This window comes from Streptococcus sp. 27098_8_86, from assembly GCF_041432595.1.
Taxonomy (GTDB): domain Bacteria; phylum Bacillota; class Bacilli; order Lactobacillales; family Streptococcaceae; genus Streptococcus; species Streptococcus pneumoniae_F.
Map to the genome: position 1 here is coordinate 106,826 of NZ_JAPVZW010000002.1, position 19,246 is coordinate 126,071.

Here is a 19,246-nt window from a genome sequence, read left to right on the forward strand (position 1 = left end):
TAAGGAGATACACTATGTCAAAATTTAATCGTATTCACTTGGTGGTACTGGATTCTGTAGGAATCGGTGCTGCACCAGATGCCAATAACTTTGTCAATGCAGGGGTTCCAGATGGAGCTTCTGACACACTAGGACACATTTCAAAAACAGTTGGTTTGAATGTGCCAAACATGGCTAAAATCGGTCTAGGAAATATTCCTCGTGAAACTCCTCTGAAGACTGTTCCAGCTGAAAGCAATCCAACGGGTTATGCAACAAAATTGGAAGAAGTATCCCTTGGTAAGGATACTATGACTGGTCACTGGGAAATCATGGGACTCAATATTACCGAGCCTTTCGATACTTTCTGGAACGGATTCCCAGAAGAAATCTTGACAAAAATTGAAGAATTTTCAGGACGTAAGGTTATTCGTGAAGCTAATAAACCTTACTCAGGAACAGCTGTTATCGATGATTTTGGACCACGTCAAATGGAAACTGGGGAGTTGATTATCTATACTTCAGCTGACCCTGTTTTGCAAATTGCTGCCCACGAAGACATCATTCCTCTGGATGAATTGTACCGTATCTGTGAGTACGCTCGTTCGATTACCCTTGAGCGTCCTGCCCTTCTTGGTCGCATCATTGCCCGTCCATATGTTGGTGAGCCAGGTAACTTCACTCGTACAGCAAACCGTCGTGACTTGGCAGTATCTCCATTTGCACCGACTGTTTTGGATAAATTGAATGAGGCTGGTATCGATACTTACGCTGTTGGTAAAATCAACGATATCTTTAACGGTGCTGGTATCAACCACGACATGGGCCATAACAAGTCAAATAGCCACGGAATTGATACACTGTTGAAGACTATGGGCCTTGCTGAGTTTGAAAAAGGATTCTCATTCACAAACTTGGTGGACTTTGATGCCCTATACGGCCACCGTCGTAATGCTCATGGCTACCGTGATTGCTTGCATGAGTTTGATGAACGCTTACCTGAAATTATCGCAGCCATGAGAGAGAATGATCTTCTTTTGATTACTGCTGACCATGGAAATGACCCAACCTATGCAGGAACAGACCACACTCGTGAATATATTCCACTTTTGGCTTACAGCCCTGCCTTTAAAGGCAATGGTGTTATTCCAGTAGGACATTTTGCAGATATCTCAGCGACTATTGCCGATAACTTTGGTGTTGAAACTGCCATGATTGGGGAAAGTTTCTTAGATAAATTGGTATAAGATGACGCGATATGCTTTACTTGTTCGGGGAATTAATGTCGGTGGGAAAAATAAAGTTGTCATGGCGCAACTTCGTCAAGAACTGACAGAGTTGGGACTGGAAAAGGTTGAGACCTACATCAACAGTGGCAATATTTTCTTTACTTCGACAGCTCCCAAAGCCCGATTGGTTGAAAAGTTAGAGGCTTTCTTTGCAGTCCATTATCCATTTATTCAGAGCTTTTCTTTGCTGAGTCAGGAAGACTATGAAGCGGAACTTGAAAATCTACCTAAATGGTGGACTAAAGACCTAGCTCGAAAAGATGTCCTCTTTTACACGGAGAGCTTGGATGTGGATCAAGTGATCGAGAAAGTGAACGGTTTGGAACTGGAAGATGAAGTCGTTCATTTTGGAAAACTTGGTATTTTCTGGGGAAAATACTCCGAAGAATCGTACTACGAAACGGCCTATCACAAATACTTACTCAAGATGCCTTTCTACCGCCAAATCACCATTCGTAATGCTAAAACTTTTGACAAAATCGGTCAAATGCTAAAAAACTAATAAAGGAGACACACAATGATATTTTTAGATAAAATCAAGGAAACAGCTGCCTTCCTGAAAGACAAGGGAATCCAAGTACCTGAGTTCGGTCTAATCCTTGGATCAGGGCTTGGAGAACTTGCAGAAGAAATCGAAAATCCAGTTGTAGTAGACTATGCTGAGATTCCAAACTGGGGCCGCTCTACAGTAGTTGGTCACGCTGGTAAATTGGTATATGGAGAACTTGCAGGTCGAAAAGTCTTGGCTCTTCAAGGTCGTTTCCATTTCTATGAAGGAAATCCTCTTGAAGTCGTGACTTTCCCAGTTCGTGTCATGAAAGTTCTTGGATGTGAAGGTGTTATTGTAACCAATGCTGCTGGCGGTATTGGATTTGGTCCTGGTACCTTGATGGCTATCTCAGACCATATTAACATGACGGGGCAAAACCCATTGATGGGTGAAAACTTGGATGATTTTGGTCCTCGTTTTCCAGATATGTCTAAGGCCTACACACCAGAATACCGTGCTACTGCCCATGAAGTGGCTAAAAAACTTGGTATCAAGCTTGATGAAGGTGTCTATATCGGTGTAACTGGTCCGACTTATGAAACACCAGCAGAAATCCGTGCTTATAAGACGCTGGGAGCAGATGCAGTTGGTATGTCGACTGTTCCTGAAGTTATTGTGGCAGCCCACTCAGGCTTGAAAGTTCTGGGAATTTCATGTATCACTAACTTTGCGGCTGGATTCCAAGAAGAACTCAACCACGAAGAAGTTGTAGAAGTGACTGAACGTGTTAAAGGCGACTTTAAAGGCTTGCTTAAAGCGATTCTTGCTGAATTGTAATCATGTTAATAGAATTGAGGAGTATTTTTCGAAAGATTCCTTATAATTTTAGATTATTCCTAGCAGTAATTCTACAAGGAATAGTTTCGGGTTTATCTGGTATTTTTCTCCATTATCTTTTAGAGATGGTGGAGGAGCTGGCTTTTGGTCAGTCAGAGCATCATACTGGATTTTTGACAGATGGAGTTTCCTCGTTACGGATAGGACTAAGTTTAATAATCGTGGGTCTTGGTTCATCCTTGGTCTGGTATTTCTTGCAAAAAGGGTCGAAGATTTATTCCATCAAAGCTCAGATGAAGGATGAGACTTCACAATACAAGCTTCATTTTCTAAAACAGCTATTTCATTCAATTTGGCAGATCATTGCAGTTGGAGGGGGAGCCCCTATTGGCAAAGAAGCTGCACCACGAGAAATTGGAACTCTATTTGCAGGACCAATTGGAAAAATATGTATACTGTCTATGAAGGATCGCATCTTTCTCCTTGCTTGTGGTGCTGGTGCTGGTTTAGCGGCTGTTTATCAGGTTCCATTAACAAGTGTCTTCTTTGTTTTTGAAACCCTAGGAATTGCTCTATCTATTAAACGATTTGTCTTAGTCGGTTTGACTACTTATGTCTCAACCTATATAGCAGGCTTGGTTATTTCAGATCAGGCTCTCTACCAGATTCCATCGATCACATGGTCATTAAAGGAAATATGGATTATTCCCTTATTACTTCTTTTCTTAACCCCACCAGCTTGGCTTTTTGGTCGCTTAAGTAAGGCAGCGTCTTCAAACAGAATAAAAGATAAACGAGTACTTCTCACATTGCCTACAGCTTTTCTTTTTCTTATTGGATTAGCAAGTTATTTTCCACATCTACTTGGAAATGGACGTATGATGGCTCAGGAAGTATTGAATGGTAGCAATGGCAAAACAGTACTCCTTTTGTTTATATTAAAAGCATTAGTTGTTCTTATTATTCTGTGGGCAGGGGCCTATGGTGGTACCCTTACACCATCTTTTGCCTTGGGGATGGCTGGAACTGCTCTCTTGGGCATAATTCTAGGTGTGGATAGCCAGCCAAGCATTTTACTTTTGGGATCTGTTTGCTTTTTATCTGTGACCTTGAGGGCACCCATTTCTGCAACCGGATTAGTTATAGGTTTCACTGGGCTAGGTATAGATTCTCTTCCGTATCTCTTAGTAACAGCTGTTTTAGCCTATGAATTTGCAAAAATATTAGACCGTTTTTCTTGGGCTAACATACTGTGTCAGAAGTCAAATAATAAAGTAACTAGGTAGGAAATGCCCATTTCTTCTAGTCAATGATTTGATTTAAAAGATTAAAAAAACTCTCAATTTATTTATAACTGTTTTAAATAAAAATGTAGTAGGCCTATTGGAATCTTGATTGAATCCGATTTTTCCTAGCTATGAAATATAAAAATAAAAAAAGAAAGGTAGAGCGCGTGTTCTAATTTGAACACGAACGGAAAACTTTTCTAAAAATTCAGAAGAGAAGGGGAGTTCTGCTTTGAATTGAAGCCGGTCTAATCTTCTCAATATCATCAAAATTAAGAAAGAAAGGATGGGTAAACCGTATTTGCTGAACTGAATACGGGCGGAGAACTGTGTAAAAAAGATAAACTGTTTAGCATCTGCGATGCGTCATCAGTTTCTTATTTTTACTTTATTCTCTGTCGCTATCCTGAATATAAAAAAAGAAAGGTAGAGTGAGGTGTTCTAATTTGAACACGAGCGGAAAACTTGGAAAATAGATAATCTGACTGAGAAATCAGGATTTCTCGTCAGATTCCTAATTTTCAGTCGTTTTCTTGTCGCTCTTTGAATCATAAATTATGTCTATCCATATTGCTGCTCAGCAGGGTGAAATTGCTGATAAAATTCTTCTTCCTGGGGATCCTCTTCGTGCTAAGTTTATTGCGGAGAATTTCCTTGAAGATGCTGTTTGTTTTAACGAAGTGCGTAACATGTTTGGTTACACTGGTACTTACAAGGGCCACCGTGTATCTGTCATGGGAACTGGGATGGGGATGCCATCGATTTCGATTTATGCGCGAGAGTTGATTGTTGACTACGGTGTGAAGAAATTGATTCGTGTGGGAACTGCAGGTTCTTTGAATGAAGATGTCCACGTTCGTGAATTGGTTTTGGCGCAGGCAGCTGCAACCAACTCAAACATCGTCCGTAATGACTGGCCACAGTACGATTTTCCACAAATCGCTAGTTTTGATTTACTAGATAAGGCCTACCATATTGCCAAAGAACTTGGTATGACAACCCACGTTGGGAACGTTTTGTCATCTGATGTTTTTTACTCAAACTACTTTGAAAAGAATATCGAGCTTGGTAAATGGGGAGTCAAGGCTGTGGAAATGGAAGCAGCAGCTCTTTACTATCTTGCTGCTCAACACCATGTTGATGCGCTAGCTATTATGACTATCTCTGATAGCTTGGTCAATCCAGATGAAGACACGACTGCAGAAGAACGCCAAAATACCTTCACCGATATGATGAAGGTTGGATTAGAAACCTTGATTGCAGAGTAAAATGTAAAAGAAAATCCTGATTTCAAGTAAAATCAGGATTTTTTCATGGATGCAATTTTTTCTGGGTCTGGTGTGACACGGAGGGTCTTTTGTCCTGTGTAAGTGACAAAACCGGGTTTGCCACCAGTTGGTTTGTTGAGTTTCTTGACTTCAATCATATCTACCTGGACCAGATTTGAAAGGCGACCTTGAGAGAAGTAGGCGGCTAGTTCTGCCGCGTCTGTCTTGACTTCATCAGATGGGTCAAGATTTCCTGAGATGACAACATGGCTTCCAGGAATATCCTTGGCATGGAACCAAAGTTCCTCCTTGCGGGCCATTTTAAAGGTTAGCTCCTCATTTTGCAGGTTATTGCGTCCGACATAGATGATGGTTTTGCCATCGCTTGCTAGATACTGTTCTGGTTTTTTTCGTTTCTGAATTTTCTCTCGCTGTCTTCTGCGGATAAAACCTGTTTGGATTAATTCTTCGCGGATTTCAGCGATTTCTTCCAGTCCAGCTTGGTTGAGGACGGTCTCCACACTTTCCAGATAGAGAATGGTTGCCTTGGTTTCCTCAATCAGATCAGTCAAGTATTTGACAGCTTCTTTTAATTTCTGATAGCGTTTGAAATAGCGTTGGGCATTCTGGTTGGGAGTCAGAGCCTTATCAAGTGCAATCGTGATAGGTTGGTTGGTGTAGTAGTTGTCTAGGATAACCTGGTCTTGGTCGTTAGGCACTTGGTGGAGGAAGGTTGTTAGCAATTCTCCTTTTTGGCGAAATTCTTCAGCATTGTCTGTCGCCAGTAACTCTTTTTCTTGTTTTTTAAGCTTATGACGATTTTTTTGAAGTTCATTTTCAACACGACGAATGAGTTCACTGGCTTGCTGTTTGACGCGGTCGCGCTCAGCCTTATCCTTATAGTAGGTGTCCAACAAATCAGAAAGACTGGTAAAAGGTTCTCCCACCTGATTTGCAAAAGGAACTGGGCTGAAGGAAGTCTCAGTCAAGCATGGCTGGGTTTCTTGATTGAAAAAGTTACGGAAAGTGGAAAGTTTTTCACTAACCAGTATGCTTTCCAATTCATTTGCCGTATCGCGTCCCAGACCTTGAAAGAGGCTTTGAAGGTTTTTAGCTGTCGTTTCCTGTGTTTGCAGGATTTCAAAGAGTTTTTCATCCTTGATAGTAAAAGGATTGAGTGATTCCGTACTCGGAGGAGCGATATAGGTCGATCCAGGCAGCAAGGTGCGGTAGCTATTTTGTGAAAAGCCGACGTGTTTAATGACTTCGAGAATTTTATGACTGCTCTTATCAACCAGTAGAATATTACTGTGTTTCCCCATAATTTCGATAATCAAGGTAGCCTGAATATGGTCCCCAATCTCGTTTTTATTGGAAACTGTCATTTCCACAATACGGTCATTTTCCACTTGCTCGATCGACTCAATCAGGGCACCCTGCAAATATTTTCTCAAAACCATGATAAAGGTAGAAGGTTGGGCTGGATTTTCAAAAGTCGTTTGGGTCAGCTGAATGCGTCCAAAAACTGGATGGGCAGAAAGGAGCAGGCGATGACTTTGGCGATTGCTACGGATTTGCAAGACCAACTCTTGTTCAAAAGGCTGATTGATTTTCTGGATGCGACCATTCACTAACTCTCTTCGCAATTCCTCAACCATGTGGTGTAAAAAAAATCCGTCAAATGACATCGTTCTCTCCTTGTGATTGTATTCCATAGTATTATATCAAAAAGGTAGAATAAAATCATGGAAATGTGGTATAATAAAGCCAAGTAAAGAGAAACGAGAAGCACATGTATATTGAAATGGTAGATGAAACTGGTCAAGTTTCAAAAGAAATGTTGCAACAAACCCAAGAAATTTTGGAATATGCAGCCAAAAAATTAGGCAAAGAAGACAAGGAGATGGCAGTCACTTTTGTGACCAATGAGCGTAGTCATGAACTCAATCTGGAGTACCGTGACACGGATCGTCCGACAGATGTCATTAGCCTTGAGTATAAACCAGAGTTGGAAATTGCCTTTGACGAAGAGGATTTGCTTGAAAATCCAGAATTAGCAGAGATGATGTCTGAGTTTGATGCCTATATTGGAGAACTGTTCATCTCTATTGATAAGGCTCATGAGCAGGCTGAGGAATATGGCCACAGCTTTGAGCGTGAGATGGGCTTCTTGGCAGTACACGGCTTTTTACATATCAACGGCTATGATCACTACACTCCGGAAGAAGAAGCGGAGATGTTCGGTTTACAAGAAGAAATTTTGACAGCCTATGGACTCACAAGACAATAAACGAAAATGGAAAAATCGTGACCTGATATCCAGTTTAGAATTTGCTCTCACAGGAATTTTTACTGCTATCAAGGAAGAACGCAATATGCGAAAACATGCAGTGACGGCTCTTGTAGTCATCCTTGCAGGTTTTGTTTTTCAGGTGTCACGAATCGAATGGCTCTTTCTCCTATTGAGCATTTTCTTAGTAGTAGCCTTTGAAATTATCAATTCTGCTATTGAAAATGTGGTGGATTTGGCCAGTCACTATCACTTTTCCATGCTGGCTAAAAATGCCAAGGATATGGCGGCTGGCGCGGTATTAGTAGTCTCTCTTTTTGCAGCCTTAACAGGCGCATTGATTTTTCTCCCACGAATCTGGGATTTATTATTTTAAACAGTAAGAGGAAATTATGACTTTTAAATCAGGCTTTGTAGCCATTTTAGGACGTCCCAATGTTGGGAAGTCAACCTTTTTAAACCACGTCATGGGGCAAAAGATTGCCATCATGAGTGACAAGGCGCAGACAACGCGCAACAAAATCATGGGAATTTACACGACTGATAAGGAGCAAATCGTCTTTATTGATACACCAGGGATTCACAAACCTAAAACGGCTCTCGGAGATTTCATGGTTGAGTCTGCCTACAGTACCCTTCGCGAAGTGGATACTGTTCTTTTCATGGTGCCTGCTGATGAAGCGCGTGGTAAGGGAGACGACATGATTATCGAGCGTCTTAAGGCTGCCAAGGTTCCTGTGATTTTGGTGGTGAACAAGATTGATAAGGTTCATCCAGACCAGCTTTTGTCTCAGATTGATGATTTTCGTAATCAAATGGACTTTAAGGAAATCGTTCCAATCTCAGCTCTTCAGGGAAATAATGTCTCACGTTTAGTTGATATTTTGAGTGAAAATCTGGACGAAGGTTACCAGTATTTCCCGTCTGATCAAATCACAGACCATCCAGAACGTTTCTTGGTTTCAGAAATGGTTCGCGAGAAAGTCTTGCACTTAACTCGTGAAGAGATTCCGCACTCTGTTGCAGTAGTTGTGGATTCTATGAAACGAGATGAAGAGACAGACAAGGTTCACATCCGTGCAACCATCATGGTCGAGCGAGATAGCCAAAAAGGGATTATCATCGGTAAAGGTGGCGCTATGCTTAAGAAAATCGGTAGCATGGCCCGTCGTGATATTGAACTCATGCTAGGAGATAAGGTCTTCCTAGAAACCTGGGTCAAGGTCAAGAAAAATTGGCGCGATAAAAAGCTAGATTTGGCTGACTTTGGCTATAATGAAAAAGAATACTAAGTAGAGGTGGGCTCATGCCTGCTTCTTGTTTTTACAGAAGGAGGACTTATGCCTGAATTACCTGAGGTTGAAACCGTTCGACGTGGCTTAGAAAAATTGATTTTGGGTAAAAAGATTTCTAGCATTGATATTCGCTATCCCAAGATGATTAAGGCAGATTTGGACGAGTTTCGAAAGGAAGTGCCTGGTCAAGTTGTTGAGTCAATGGGACGCCGTGGCAAATATTTGCTTTTCTACATGACAGACAAGGTCTTGATTTCCCATCTGCGGATGGAGGGCAAGTATTTTTACTATCCAGACCAAGCACCTGAACGCAAGCATGCTCATGTTTTCTTTCAGTTTGAAGACGGTGGCACGCTTGTTTATGAGGATGTACGCAAGTTTGGTACTATGGAACTGCTTGCACCAGACCTTTTGGAAGCTTACTTTATTTCTAAAAAATTAGGTCCTGAGCCAAGAGAGCAGGATTTTGATTTGCAGGTCTTTAAAAATGCCCTCGCTAAGTCCAAAAAGCCTATCAAATCTCACTTATTAGATCAAACCTTGGTAGCTGGCCTTGGTAATATTTATGTAGATGAGGTTCTCTGGCGAGCTCAGATTCATCCAGCAAGATCTTCTCAGACTTTGACAGCAGTAGAAGCGACAGCCATTCATGACCAGACCATTGCTGTATTGGGCCAGGCTGTTGAAAAAGGTGGATCAACCATTCGGACCTATACCAATGCCTTTGGGGAAGATGGAACCATGCAGGATTTTCATCAAGTCTATGACAAGGCTGATCAAGAATGTGTACGCTGTGGTACCATCATTGAGAAAATCCAACTAGGTGGACGAGGCACCCACTTTTGTCCAAACTGCCAAAGGAGGAGCTGATGGGGAAAATCATCGGAATCACAGGAGGAATTGCCTCTGGTAAGTCAACAGTGACAAATTTTCTAAGAAAGCAAGGCTTTCAAGTAGTGGATGCCGACGCAGTCGTCCACCAACTACAGAAACCTGGTGCTCGTCTGTTTGAAGCTCTAGTCCAGCACTTTGGTCAAAAAATTATCTTAGAAAATGGAGAACTCAATCGCACTCTCCTAGCTAGTCTCATCTTTTCAAATACTGATGAACGAGAATGGTCTAAGCAAATTCAAGGAGAGATTATCCGTGAGGAACTGGCTACTTTGAGAGACCAATTGGCTCAGACAGAAGAGATTTTCTTCATGGATATTCCCCTACTTTTTGAGCAGGACTACGTCTCTTGGTTTGATGAGACTTGGTTGGTCTATGTGGACCGAGATGTCCAAGTAGAACGCTTAATGAAAAGGGACCAGTTGTCCGAAGATGAAGCTGAGTTTCGTCTGGCAGCCCAGTGGCCTTTAGATAAAAAGAAAGATTTGGCCAGCCATGTTCTAGATAACAATGGCAATCAGGACCAGCTTCTTACTCAGGTCTTCTCCCTGCTTGAGGGAGGTAAGCAAGATGACAGAGATTAACTGGAAGGATAATCTGCGCATTGCTTGGTTTGGTAATTTTTTGACAGGAGCCAGCATTTCCTTGGTTGTGCCTTTTATGCCCATCTTTGTGGAAAATCTGGGCGTAGGGAGTGATCAAGTCGCTTTTTATGCAGGTTTAGCTATTTCTGTCTCTGCCATTTCCGCGGCGCTCTTTTCTCCTATCTGGGGGATTTTTGCTGATAAATACGGTCGAAAACCCATGATGATTCGGGCTGGCCTTGCCATGACTATCACTATGGGGGGATTGGCTTTTGTGCCAAATATTTATTGGTTAATCTTTCTTCGTTTACTGAATGGTGTATTTGCGGGTTTTGTTCCCAATGCAACGGCCTTGATAGCCAGTCAGGTTCCCAAGGAGAAATCAGGCTCTGCCTTAGGTACTTTGTCTACAGGCGTAGTTGCAGGTACTCTAACGGGTCCCTTTATTGGTGGCTTTATCGCAGAATTATTTGGCATTCGTACTGTTTTCTTACTGGTTGGTAGTTTTCTATTTTTAGCTGCTATTTTAACTATTTGCTTTATCAAGGAAGATTTTCAACCAGTAGCCAAGGAAAAGGCCATCCCAACAAAGGAATTATTTATATCAGTTAAATATCCCTATCTTTTGATCAACCTCTTTCTGACCAGTTTTGTCATCCAATTTTCAGCGCAATCGATTGGCCCCATTTTAGCACTTTATGTGCGCGACTTAGGCCAGACAGAGAATCTTCTCTTTGTGTCTGGTTTGATTGTATCCAGTATGGGCTTTTCCAGTATGATGAGTGCAGGAGTCATGGGCAAGCTAGGTGATAAAGTGGGTAATCATCGCCTCTTAGTTGTAGCCCAGTTTTATTCAGTTATCATCTATCTCCTCTGTGCCAATGCCTCTAGCCCCCTTCAACTAGGACTCTATCGTTTCCTCTTTGGCTTGGGAACCGGTGCCTTGATTCCTGGAGTTAATGCCCTTCTCAGTAAGATGACACCCAAAGCCGGTATTTCGAGGGTCTTTGCCTTTAATCAGGTATTCTTTTATCTGGGAGGTGTCGTTGGGCCTATGGCAGGTTCTGCAGTAGCAGGTCAATTTGGTTACCATGCTGTCTTTTATGCGACAAGCCTTTGTGTTGCCTTTAGTTGTCTCTTTAACCTGCTTCAATTTCGAACATTATTAAAAGTAAAGGAAATCTAGTGCGAGTAAAAATTAATCTCAAGTGCTCCTCTTGTGGCAGTATCAATTACCTAAGCAGTAAAAATTCCAAAACCCATCCAGACAAGATTGAGGTTTTAAAGTATTGTCCCAAGGAAAGAAAAGTAACCCTACATCTTGAATCTAAGTAGATTTTATGGTAAAATAATAAGGATTTTAAGGAGTTTGATATGTATAACCTATTATTAACCATTTTATTAGTATTATCTGTTGTGATTGTAATTGCGATTTTCATGCAACCAACCAAAAACCAATCCAGCAATGTATTTGATGCCAGCTCAGGTGATTTATTTGAACGCAGTAAAGCACGCGGTTTTGAAGCTGTAATGCAGCGTTTGACAGGGATTTTAGTCTTTTTCTGGCTAGCCATTGCCTTAGCATTGACGGTATTATCAAGTAGATAAGAAAATAAAGGGCAGGACTAGGTCTTTGCCTCTTTTTATTTTAAAAAGATATTTTAGAAGGTTCTACAGTAAAAGAAAATAAAAAAATCTAGAAAGAAAATATGAAAGATAGAATAAAAGAATATTTGCAAGATATGGGAAAGGTAACTGTCAATGACTTGGCTCAGGCTTTGGAAAAAGACGGTTCCAAGGATTTTCGTGAGTTGATTAAAACCTTGTCCCTAATGGAAAGAAAGCACCAGATACGCTTTGAAGAAGATGGAACTTTGACTTTGGAAGTCAAGAAAAAACATGAGATTACTCTCAAGGGGATTTTTCATGCTCATAAAAATGGCTTTGGCTTTGTTAGTCTGGAAGGCGAGGAGGACGACTTTTTTGTAGGAAAAAACGATGTCAACTATGCTATTGATGGTGATACCGTTGAGGTCGTGATTAAGAAAGTCGCTGACCGAAATAAAGGAACAGCAGCCGAAGCCAAAATTATTGATATATTAGAACACAGCTTGACAACAGTTGTCGGCCAAATCGTTCTAGATCAGGAAAAACCCAAGTATGCTGGTTACATCCGTTCAAAAAATCAGAAAATCAACCAACCGATTTACGTTAAGAAACCAGCTCTAAAACTAGAGGGAACAGAAGTTCTTAAGGTCTTTATCGACAAATACCCAAGCAAGAAACATGATTTCTTTGTAGCGAGTGTCCTCGATGTGGTGGGACATTCAACGGATGTCGGAATTGATGTCCTTGAGGTTTTGGAATCAATGGACATTGTCTCAGAATTTCCAGAGGCTGTTGTTAAGGAAGCAGAAAGTGTGCCTGATGTTCCGTCTCAAAAGGATATGGAAGGTCGTCTGGATCTAAGAGATGAGATTACCTTTACCATTGATGGTGCTGATGCCAAGGACTTGGACGATGCGGTGCATATCAAGGCCTTGAAAAATGGGAATCTGGAGCTGGGTGTTCACATCGCAGATGTTTCCTACTATGTGACCGAGGGTTCTGCCCTTGACAAGGAAGCTCTTAACCGCGCGACTTCTGTTTATGTGACAGACCGCGTGGTGCCAATGCTTCCAGAGCGTTTGTCAAATGGCATTTGCTCCCTCAATCCTCAAGTTGACCGCCTGACCCAGTCTGCCATTATGGAGATTGATAAACATGGTCGTGTAGTCAACTACACCATCACACAAACGGTTATCAAGACTAGCTTCCGTATGACCTATAGCGATGTCAATGATATCTTAGCGGGCGACGAGGAAAAGAGACAAGAGTATCAGAAAATTGTTCCTAGTATCGAACTTATGGCCAAGCTCCATGAAACTCTAGAAAACATGCGTGTGAAACGTGGAGCCCTCAATTTTGATACCAATGAAGCTAAGATTTTAGTGGATAAACAAGGTAAGCCTGTTGATATCGTTCTTCGTCAGCGTGGTGTTGCCGAGCGCATGATTGAGTCCTTCATGTTGATGGCCAATGAAACAGTTGCCGAACATTTCAGCAAGTTGGATCTGCCTTTTATCTATCGAATTCACGAGGAGCCTAAGGCTGAAAAAGTTCAGAAGTTTATTGATTATGCTTCAAGCTTTGGCTTGCGCATTTATGGGACTGCCAGTGAGATTAGCCAGGAGGCTCTCCAAGACATCATGAGTGCTGTTGAGGGAGAACCTTATGCAGATGTATTATCCATGATGCTTCTTCGCTCTATGCAGCAGGCTCGCTATTCGGAGCATAACCATGGTCACTATGGTCTAGCGGCCGACTATTATACTCACTTTACCAGTCCGATTCGCCGTTATCCAGACCTCCTTGTTCATCGTATGATTCGTGATTACGGCCGTTCTAAGGAAATAGCAGAGCATTTTGAGAAAGTGATTCCAGAGATTGCGACCCAGTCTTCCAACCGGGAACGTCGTGCTATTGAGGCTGAACGTGAAGTCGAAGCCATGAAAAAGGCTGAGTACATGGAGGAATATGTAGGCGAAGAGTACGATGCGGTTGTATCAAGTATTGTCAAATTCGGTCTCTTTGTTGAATTGCCGAATACAGTTGAAGGCTTGATTCACATCACTAATCTACCTGAATTTTATCATTTCAATGAGCGGGATTTGACTCTTCGTGGGGAGAAATCAGGAACAACCTTCCGTGTAGGTCAGCAAATCCGTATCCGAGTTGAAAGAGCCGACAAGATGACGGGTGAAATTGACTTCTCTTACATCCCAAGTGAGTTTGATGTGATTGAAAAAGGCTTGAAACAGTCTAGTCGCAGTGACAGAGGGCGTGGTTCAAGTCGTCGTTCAGATAAGAAGGAAGATAAGAGAAAATCAGGACGCTCAAATGATAAGCGCAAGCATTCACAAAAAGACAAGAAGAAAAAAGGAAAGAAACCCTTTTACAAGGAAGTAGCTAAGAAAGGAGCCAAGCATGGCAAAGGGCGAGGGAAAGGTCGTCGCACAAAATAAAAAGGCGCGTCACGACTATACAATCGTAGATACGCTAGAGGCAGGGATGGTCCTGACTGGAACTGAAATCAAGAGTGTGCGAGCAGCTCGAATCAATCTCAAGGATGGCTTTGCCCAAGTAAAAAATGGGGAGGTCTGGTTGAGCAATGTTCATATCGCTCCTTACGAAGAGGGCAATATCTGGAACCAAGAACCAGAACGCCGTCGCAAACTCCTGCTCCATAAGAAACAAATCCAAAAATTGGAACAAGAGACCAAAGGGACAGGAATGACGCTGGTTCCCCTTAAGGTCTATATCAAAGATGGCTATGCCAAGCTCCTTTTAGGCCTAGCTAAAGGGAAGCATGACTACGACAAACGGGAGTCTATCAAACGTCGTGAACAAAACCGCGATATCGCGCGTGTCATGAAAGCAGTCAACCAGCGATAAAAAGAGGAATGAAAATGGAAAAACTAGTTGCCTATAAACGTATGCCCTTGTGGAATAAACAAACTATGCCTGAAGCTGTCCAGCAGAAACACAATACCAAGGTCGGGACTTGGGGCAAGATTACAGTTGTAAAAGGAGCCCTCAAGTTTATTGAGTTGACAGAAGATGGTGAGGTTCTAGCTGAACACCTCTTTGAAGCAGGTGCAGACAATCCCATGGCGCAACCGCAAGCCTGGCACCGAGTGGAGGCTGTAACAGACGATGTAGAATGGTATTTAGAATTTTATTGTAAACCTGAGGATTATTTCCCTAAAAAATACAATACCAATCCGGTTCATTCAGAGGTCCTAGAGGCCATGCAGACAGTAAAACCAGGGAAAGCCTTGGATTTGGGCTGTGGTCAAGGCCGTAACTCTCTCTTTCTTTCACAGAATGGTTTTGATGTGACGGCTGTGGATCAAAATGAATTGGCCCTTGAAATCTTACAAAGCATTGTGGAGCAGGAAGACCTGGATATGCCTGTAGGTCTTTACGATATCAATTCAGCTAGTATTGGGCAAGCGTATGATTTCATCGTATCGACAGTTGTTTTGATGTTTTTGCAAGCAGACCGCATTCCTGCAATTATCAAAAATATGCAGGAGCATACCACGGTCGGTGGTTATAATCTTATCGTTTGTGCCATGGATACGGAAGATTACCCTTGCTCTGTGAACTTCCCATTTACCTTTAAAGAAGGGGAATTGGCAGACTATTACAAGGAATGGGAATTGGTTAAGTACAATGAAAATCCAGGCCATTTGCACCGTCGCGATGAGAATGGCAATCGTATTCAACTACGCTTTGCGACCATGCTAGCTAAAAAAATTAAATAAACATTGAAGGTTAGGAAATTTCCTGATCTTTTTCTTTTTTTACGAATAGATAAGATAGAAGAATTGACAAAAATACGCATTATAAGTATAATTTTAGCTAGAAAGGTGACTATGAATGCCAATCACAGGTAAGGAAATGGTAAAATTATACTCAATGAAAATCAAAGAGCAAACTAGGAAGCTGGCCGCAGGCTGTACTTGAGTACGGCAAGGAGAAGCTGACGTAGTTTGAATTTGATTTTCGAAGAGTATTAGCTCTTGCAAATGGATGGATTGAAGTATGTAAGAGAGGAAGTCATCATCATTTTAAGAAAGAAGGGGTTCCCTATCTTGTCACTATTCCAGTTCACGGTAATGAGGATCTAGGAAAAGGTTTAGAGAGAAAAATATTAAAAGATTTGGGATTATAGTTGATTTGGAAATTGTGGAGGTGTATTATGCTAAAATCTTATCCTGCTATTTTTCATAGAGAAGGCACTGGATACTGGGTTGAATTTCCTGAATTTGGAGGCGGGACTGAAGGAGCAACGATTGAACTTGCAATGAAAAATGCTCGGGAAATGCTTGGGAGTGTTTTAGCTTCTTATATTGATGAAGGACTGGCTTTGCCTACTCCTAGTGACATTGCTGAGTTGAAAGCTCCTGATGGATTTGTGACTTTGATTCAGGTCAATCCCTTGCCTTTCGTAAAGAATAATAAAGCGATTCGAAAAAATGTTACGGTTCCAGAGTGACTAGTCAGACTTGCAGATCGTGAGAAAGTGAACTATTCTGAAGTGTTGACACAAGCTCTTGAAAGCCGCTTGCAACTCTAAAATTATAGAGTGATGTAGATTAGGAAATTTCCTGATCTTTTTCTTTTTTTACGAATAATATAGAAAAGGAGGGAATCATGTTTGTTGCGAGAGATGCTAGGGGAGAATTGGTAAATGTGTTAGAGGATAAACTTGAGAAGCAAGCATACACCTGCCCAGCTTGTGGAGGTCAGCTCCGTTTGCGTCAAGGACCAAGTGTCCGGACCCATTTTGCCCACAAAACCTTAAAAGACTGTGATTTTTCCTCTGAAAATGAAAGTCCAGAACACCTGGCAAATAAAGAATCACTTTATCACTGGTTGAAAAAAGATACAGAAGTGCAATTAGAATACCCTCTTCCAGAGCTTAAACAGATTGCGGATATATTTGTAAATGGCAATCTAGCTTTAGAAGTTCAGTGTAGTCCCTTGCCACAGAAACTTCTTAAAGAGCGTAGCGAGGGCTATCGTAGTCAGGGTTACCAAGTACTGTGGTTACTGGGAGAAAAACTTTGGCTCAAGGAGCGTTTGACTCGTCTGCAACAAGGTTTTCTCTATTTTAGTCAAAACGTGGGCTTTTATGTTTGGGAATTAGACAGTGAAAAACAAGTTTTAAGACTCAAATACCTGATTCACCAAGATCTCCGCGGTAAACTCCATTATCAAATCAAGGAATTTCTCTATGGTCAAGCTAGTTTATTGGAAATATTGCGTTTCCCTTATAAGAAACAAAAAATATCTCATTTTACAGTTTCTGAGGATAAGGACATCTGTCGCTATATTCAGCAACAACTGTACTATCAAAATCCCTTTTGGATGAAAGAACAAGCAGAAGCCTATCAAAAGGGAGAAAATCTCCTGACTTATGGGCTAAAAGAATGGTATCCACAAATAAGACCACTAGTAGGTAATTTTTGCCAAATTGAGAAAGATTTGACTCGCTATTATCAGTATTTTCAAATCTATTACCAAGAAAATCCTCAAAATGATTGGCAAAAGCTTTATCCACCAGCCTTTTATCAGCAATATTTCTTGAAAAATATGGTAGAATAGAAAAGATGGAGGAATCTAATGGTATTACAAAGAAATGAAATAAATGAAAAAGATACATGGGATCTATCAACGATTTACCCAACTGACCAGGCTTGGGAAGAAGCTTTAAAAGATTTAACAGAACAATTGGAGAAAGTAGCCCAGTATGAAGGACATCTCCTGGATAGTACGGATAGCCTACTAGAAATTACTGAATTTTCTCTTGAAATGGAACGCCAAATGGAGAAGCTTTACGTTTATGCTCATATGAAGAATGACCAAGACACACGTGAAGCCAAGTATCAAGAGTACTATGCCAAGGCCATGACTCTCTATAGTCAGCTAGACCAAGCCTTTTCATTCTATGAACCTGAATTTATGGAAATCAGTGAAAAGCAGTATGCTGACTTTTTAGAAGCTCAACCAAAATTACAGGTTTATCAACACTATTTTGACAAGCTTTTGCAAGGCAAGGAACACGTTCTTTCACAACGTGAAGAAGAATTATTAGCTGGAGCTGGGGAAATCTTTGGTTCGGCAAGTGAAACCTTCGCTATCTTGGACAATGCGGATATTGTGTTCCCTTATGTCCTCGACGATGATGGTAAGGAAGTTCAGCTATCTCATGGGACTTACACACGCTTGATGGAGTCTAAAAACCGTGAGGTTCGTCGTGGTGCCTATCAAGCCCTTTATGCAACTTATGAGCAATTCCAACACACCTATGCTAAAACTTTACAAACCAATGTTAAAGTACAAAACTACCGAGCCAAAGTTCGCAACTACAAGAGTGCTCGTCATGCAGCCCTCGCAGCAAATTTTGTTCCAGAAAGTGTTTATGACAATTTGGTAGCAGCAGTTCGCAAGCATTTGCCACTCTTGCATCGTTACCTTGAACTTCGTTCAAAGATTTTGGGAATTTCAGACCTTAAGATGTACGATGTCTACACACCGCTTTCATCTGTTGAATATAGTTTTACTTACGAGGAAGCTTTGAAAAAGGCCGAAGAAGCCTTGGCAGTCTTGGGTGAGGATTACTTGAGTCGTGTTAAACGTGCCTTCAGCGATCGTTGGATTGATGTTTACGAAAACCAAGGCAAGCGTTCAGGTGCCTACTCAGGTGGTTCTTATGATACCAATGCCTTTATGCTTCTTAACTGGCAGGACAATCTAGACAATCTCTTTACTCTTGTTCATGAAACAGGTCATAGTATGCACTCAAGCTATACTCGTGAAACTCAACCTTATGTTTACGGAGATTATTCTATCTTCTTGGCAGAGATTGCATCAACGACCAATGAAAATATCTTGACGGAGAAATTATTGGAAGAAGTGGAAGACGACGCAACGCGCTTTGCTATTCTCAATAACTTCCTAGATGGTTTCCGTGGAACAGTTTTCCGCCAAACTCAATTTGCTGAGTTTGAACACGCCATTCACCAAGCAGATCAAAATGGTGAAGTCTTGACAAGCGATTTCTTAAATAAACTCTACGCAGACTTGAACCAAGAGTATTATGGTTTGAGTAAGGAAGACAATCCTGAAATCCAATACGAGTGGGCTCGCATTCCACACTTCTACTATAACTACTATGTATATCAATATTCAACTGGCTTTGCAGCAGCCTCAGCCTTGGCTGAAAAGATTGTGCATGGTAGTCAAGAAGACCGTGACCGCTATATCGACTACCTCAAGGCAGGTAAGTCTGACTATCCACTTAATGTCATGAGAAAAGCTGGTGTTGATATGGAGAAGGAAGATTACCTAAACGATGCCTTTGCTGTCTTTGAACGTCGCTTAAATGAGTTTGAAGCCCTTGTTGAAAAATTGGGATTGGCATAAG

The 19,246-nt window shown here is 41.4% G+C and carries 19 protein-coding genes and 2 pseudogenes; 20 read left to right on the forward strand and 1 reads right to left on the reverse strand.

All coding sequences use genetic code 11. From position 1 onward, the window contains the following. The first annotated feature begins 14 nt into the window (after window positions 1–14). The 5 genes and pseudogenes from O3616_RS02380 (at window position 15) to deoD (ending at window position 5,149) form a co-directional block, all read left to right on the forward strand. Entirely contained in the window at window positions 15–1,226 is a 1,212-nt protein-coding gene (locus O3616_RS02380) for a phosphopentomutase (RefSeq protein WP_020902944.1), read from the forward strand. Window position 1,227: 1 nt separating this feature from the next. Then, a pseudogene (locus O3616_RS02385) lies at window positions 1,228–1,789 on the forward strand (DUF1697 domain-containing protein). Continuing rightward, on the forward strand, window positions 1,786–2,595 hold the full coding sequence (locus tag O3616_RS02390) for a purine-nucleoside phosphorylase (RefSeq protein ID WP_084927483.1): 810 nt from the start codon (window positions 1,786–1,788) through the stop codon (window positions 2,593–2,595). Before O3616_RS02385 ends, O3616_RS02390 begins: the two are co-directional and overlap by 4 nt. 2 nt (window positions 2,596–2,597) lie before the next feature. After that, on the forward strand, window positions 2,598–3,881 hold the full coding sequence (locus tag O3616_RS02395) for a chloride channel protein (protein ID WP_371637991.1): 1,284 nt from the start codon (window positions 2,598–2,600) through the stop codon (window positions 3,879–3,881). Between the two features lie 557 nt (window positions 3,882–4,438). Continuing rightward, the gene (gene deoD / locus O3616_RS02400; protein WP_000022097.1) at window positions 4,439–5,149 is read left to right on the forward strand and encodes a purine-nucleoside phosphorylase; all 711 of its coding nucleotides are present in this window, start codon (window positions 4,439–4,441) and stop codon (window positions 5,147–5,149) included. Between the two features lie 32 nt (window positions 5,150–5,181). On the opposite strand, the gene pavA is transcribed toward deoD, so the two are convergent. Next, on the reverse strand, window positions 5,182–6,837 hold the full coding sequence (gene pavA / locus O3616_RS02405) for an Rqc2 family fibronectin-binding protein PavA (protein ID WP_049551531.1): 1,656 nt from the start codon (window positions 6,835–6,837) through the stop codon (window positions 5,182–5,184). A gap of 104 nt (window positions 6,838–6,941) precedes the next feature. Here pavA and ybeY point away from each other — a divergent pair, with 104 nt between their 5' ends. From ybeY to pepF, 15 genes and pseudogenes are all read left to right on the forward strand, one after another. Then, entirely contained in the window at window positions 6,942–7,439 is a 498-nt protein-coding gene (ybeY, locus tag O3616_RS02410) for an rRNA maturation RNase YbeY (protein WP_371637992.1), read from the forward strand. Then, entirely contained in the window at window positions 7,420–7,815 is a 396-nt protein-coding gene (locus O3616_RS02415; protein ID WP_000378166.1) for a diacylglycerol kinase family protein, read from the forward strand. The genes ybeY and O3616_RS02415 overlap by 20 nt, the downstream gene beginning before the upstream one ends. A 16-nt stretch (window positions 7,816–7,831) precedes the next feature. Next, window positions 7,832–8,731 (forward strand): GTPase Era, encoded by a 900-nt coding sequence (gene era, locus O3616_RS02420; RefSeq protein WP_049488721.1) that lies wholly within the window; start codon window positions 7,832–7,834, stop codon window positions 8,729–8,731. A gap of 48 nt (window positions 8,732–8,779) precedes the next feature. Beyond that, window positions 8,780–9,604 (forward strand): DNA-formamidopyrimidine glycosylase, encoded by an 825-nt coding sequence (gene mutM / locus O3616_RS02425; protein WP_371637993.1) that lies wholly within the window; start codon window positions 8,780–8,782, stop codon window positions 9,602–9,604. Further along, window positions 9,604–10,209, forward strand: coding sequence for a dephospho-CoA kinase (coaE, locus tag O3616_RS02430; RefSeq protein ID WP_371637994.1), 606 nt, complete (start codon window positions 9,604–9,606; stop codon window positions 10,207–10,209). Before mutM ends, coaE begins: the two co-directional genes overlap by 1 nt. After that, the gene (locus tag O3616_RS02435; protein ID WP_371637995.1) at window positions 10,196–11,395 is read left to right on the forward strand and encodes a multidrug efflux MFS transporter; all 1,200 of its coding nucleotides are present in this window, start codon (window positions 10,196–10,198) and stop codon (window positions 11,393–11,395) included. Before coaE ends, O3616_RS02435 begins: the two co-directional genes overlap by 14 nt. Then, the gene (rpmG, locus tag O3616_RS02440; RefSeq protein ID WP_049551526.1) at window positions 11,395–11,544 is read left to right on the forward strand and encodes a 50S ribosomal protein L33; all 150 of its coding nucleotides are present in this window, start codon (window positions 11,395–11,397) and stop codon (window positions 11,542–11,544) included. Before O3616_RS02435 ends, rpmG begins: the two co-directional genes overlap by 1 nt. Before the next feature lie 39 nt (window positions 11,545–11,583). Next, entirely contained in the window at window positions 11,584–11,817 is a 234-nt protein-coding gene (gene secG, locus O3616_RS02445; RefSeq protein ID WP_000282517.1) for a preprotein translocase subunit SecG, read from the forward strand. Between the two features lie 101 nt (window positions 11,818–11,918). Continuing rightward, window positions 11,919–14,273, forward strand: coding sequence for a ribonuclease R (rnr, locus tag O3616_RS02450; protein ID WP_371637996.1), 2,355 nt, complete (start codon window positions 11,919–11,921; stop codon window positions 14,271–14,273). Further along, window positions 14,236–14,703, forward strand: a complete 468-nt coding sequence (gene smpB / locus O3616_RS02455) for an SsrA-binding protein SmpB (protein WP_001051750.1) — start codon at window positions 14,236–14,238, stop codon at window positions 14,701–14,703. Before rnr ends, smpB begins: the two co-directional genes overlap by 38 nt. Window positions 14,704–14,717: 14 nt before the next feature. After that, window positions 14,718–15,578: an SAM-dependent methyltransferase TehB gene (gene tehB, locus O3616_RS02460; protein ID WP_371637997.1), complete on the forward strand. Its 861-nt coding sequence runs from the start codon at window positions 14,718–14,720 to the stop codon at window positions 15,576–15,578. A gap of 272 nt (window positions 15,579–15,850) precedes the next feature. Next, on the forward strand, window positions 15,851–15,988 hold the full coding sequence (locus O3616_RS02465) for a type II toxin-antitoxin system HicA family toxin (protein WP_125430341.1): 138 nt from the start codon (window positions 15,851–15,853) through the stop codon (window positions 15,986–15,988). Window positions 15,989–16,015: 27 nt separating this feature from the next. Next, window positions 16,016–16,393: pseudogene (locus tag O3616_RS02470) on the forward strand (type II toxin-antitoxin system HicB family antitoxin). A 77-nt stretch (window positions 16,394–16,470) separates the two neighbouring features. Next, the gene (locus O3616_RS02475) at window positions 16,471–17,424 is read left to right on the forward strand and encodes a competence protein CoiA (protein WP_371637998.1); all 954 of its coding nucleotides are present in this window, start codon (window positions 16,471–16,473) and stop codon (window positions 17,422–17,424) included. An 18-nt stretch (window positions 17,425–17,442) separates the two neighbouring features. Further along, window positions 17,443–19,245, forward strand: coding sequence for an oligoendopeptidase F (gene pepF, locus O3616_RS02480; protein WP_371638000.1), 1,803 nt, complete (start codon window positions 17,443–17,445; stop codon window positions 19,243–19,245). The last annotated feature ends 1 nt before the right edge of the window (window position 19,246 follow it).

Bases quoted from the DNA above. Each gene is read 5' to 3' on its own strand.
- O3616_RS02435 (WP_371637995.1), top strand. From the start codon at position 10,196: ATGACAGAGATTAACTGGAAGGATAATCTGCGCATTGCTTGGTTTGGT.
- pavA (WP_049551531.1), bottom strand. From the start codon at position 6,837: ATGTCATTTGACGGATTTTTTTTACACCACATGGTTGAGGAATTGCGA.
- tehB (WP_371637997.1), top strand. From the start codon at position 14,718: ATGGAAAAACTAGTTGCCTATAAACGTATGCCCTTGTGGAATAAACAA.
- mutM (WP_371637993.1), top strand. From the start codon at position 8,780: ATGCCTGAATTACCTGAGGTTGAAACCGTTCGACGTGGCTTAGAAAAA.
- O3616_RS02475 (WP_371637998.1), top strand. From the start codon at position 16,471: ATGTTTGTTGCGAGAGATGCTAGGGGAGAATTGGTAAATGTGTTAGAG.
- rnr (WP_371637996.1), top strand. From the start codon at position 11,919: ATGAAAGATAGAATAAAAGAATATTTGCAAGATATGGGAAAGGTAACT.
- O3616_RS02380 (WP_020902944.1), top strand. From the start codon at position 15: ATGTCAAAATTTAATCGTATTCACTTGGTGGTACTGGATTCTGTAGGA.
- O3616_RS02415 (WP_000378166.1), top strand. From the start codon at position 7,420: ATGGACTCACAAGACAATAAACGAAAATGGAAAAATCGTGACCTGATA.
- secG (WP_000282517.1), top strand. From the start codon at position 11,584: ATGTATAACCTATTATTAACCATTTTATTAGTATTATCTGTTGTGATT.
- deoD (WP_000022097.1), top strand. From the start codon at position 4,439: ATGTCTATCCATATTGCTGCTCAGCAGGGTGAAATTGCTGATAAAATT.
- O3616_RS02390 (WP_084927483.1), top strand. From the start codon at position 1,786: ATGATATTTTTAGATAAAATCAAGGAAACAGCTGCCTTCCTGAAAGAC.
- smpB (WP_001051750.1), top strand. From the start codon at position 14,236: ATGGCAAAGGGCGAGGGAAAGGTCGTCGCACAAAATAAAAAGGCGCGT.
- coaE (WP_371637994.1), top strand. From the start codon at position 9,604: ATGGGGAAAATCATCGGAATCACAGGAGGAATTGCCTCTGGTAAGTCA.
- ybeY (WP_371637992.1), top strand. From the start codon at position 6,942: ATGTATATTGAAATGGTAGATGAAACTGGTCAAGTTTCAAAAGAAATG.
- era (WP_049488721.1), top strand. From the start codon at position 7,832: ATGACTTTTAAATCAGGCTTTGTAGCCATTTTAGGACGTCCCAATGTT.
- pepF (WP_371638000.1), top strand. From the start codon at position 17,443: ATGGTATTACAAAGAAATGAAATAAATGAAAAAGATACATGGGATCTA.
- O3616_RS02395 (WP_371637991.1), top strand. From the start codon at position 2,598: ATGTTAATAGAATTGAGGAGTATTTTTCGAAAGATTCCTTATAATTTT.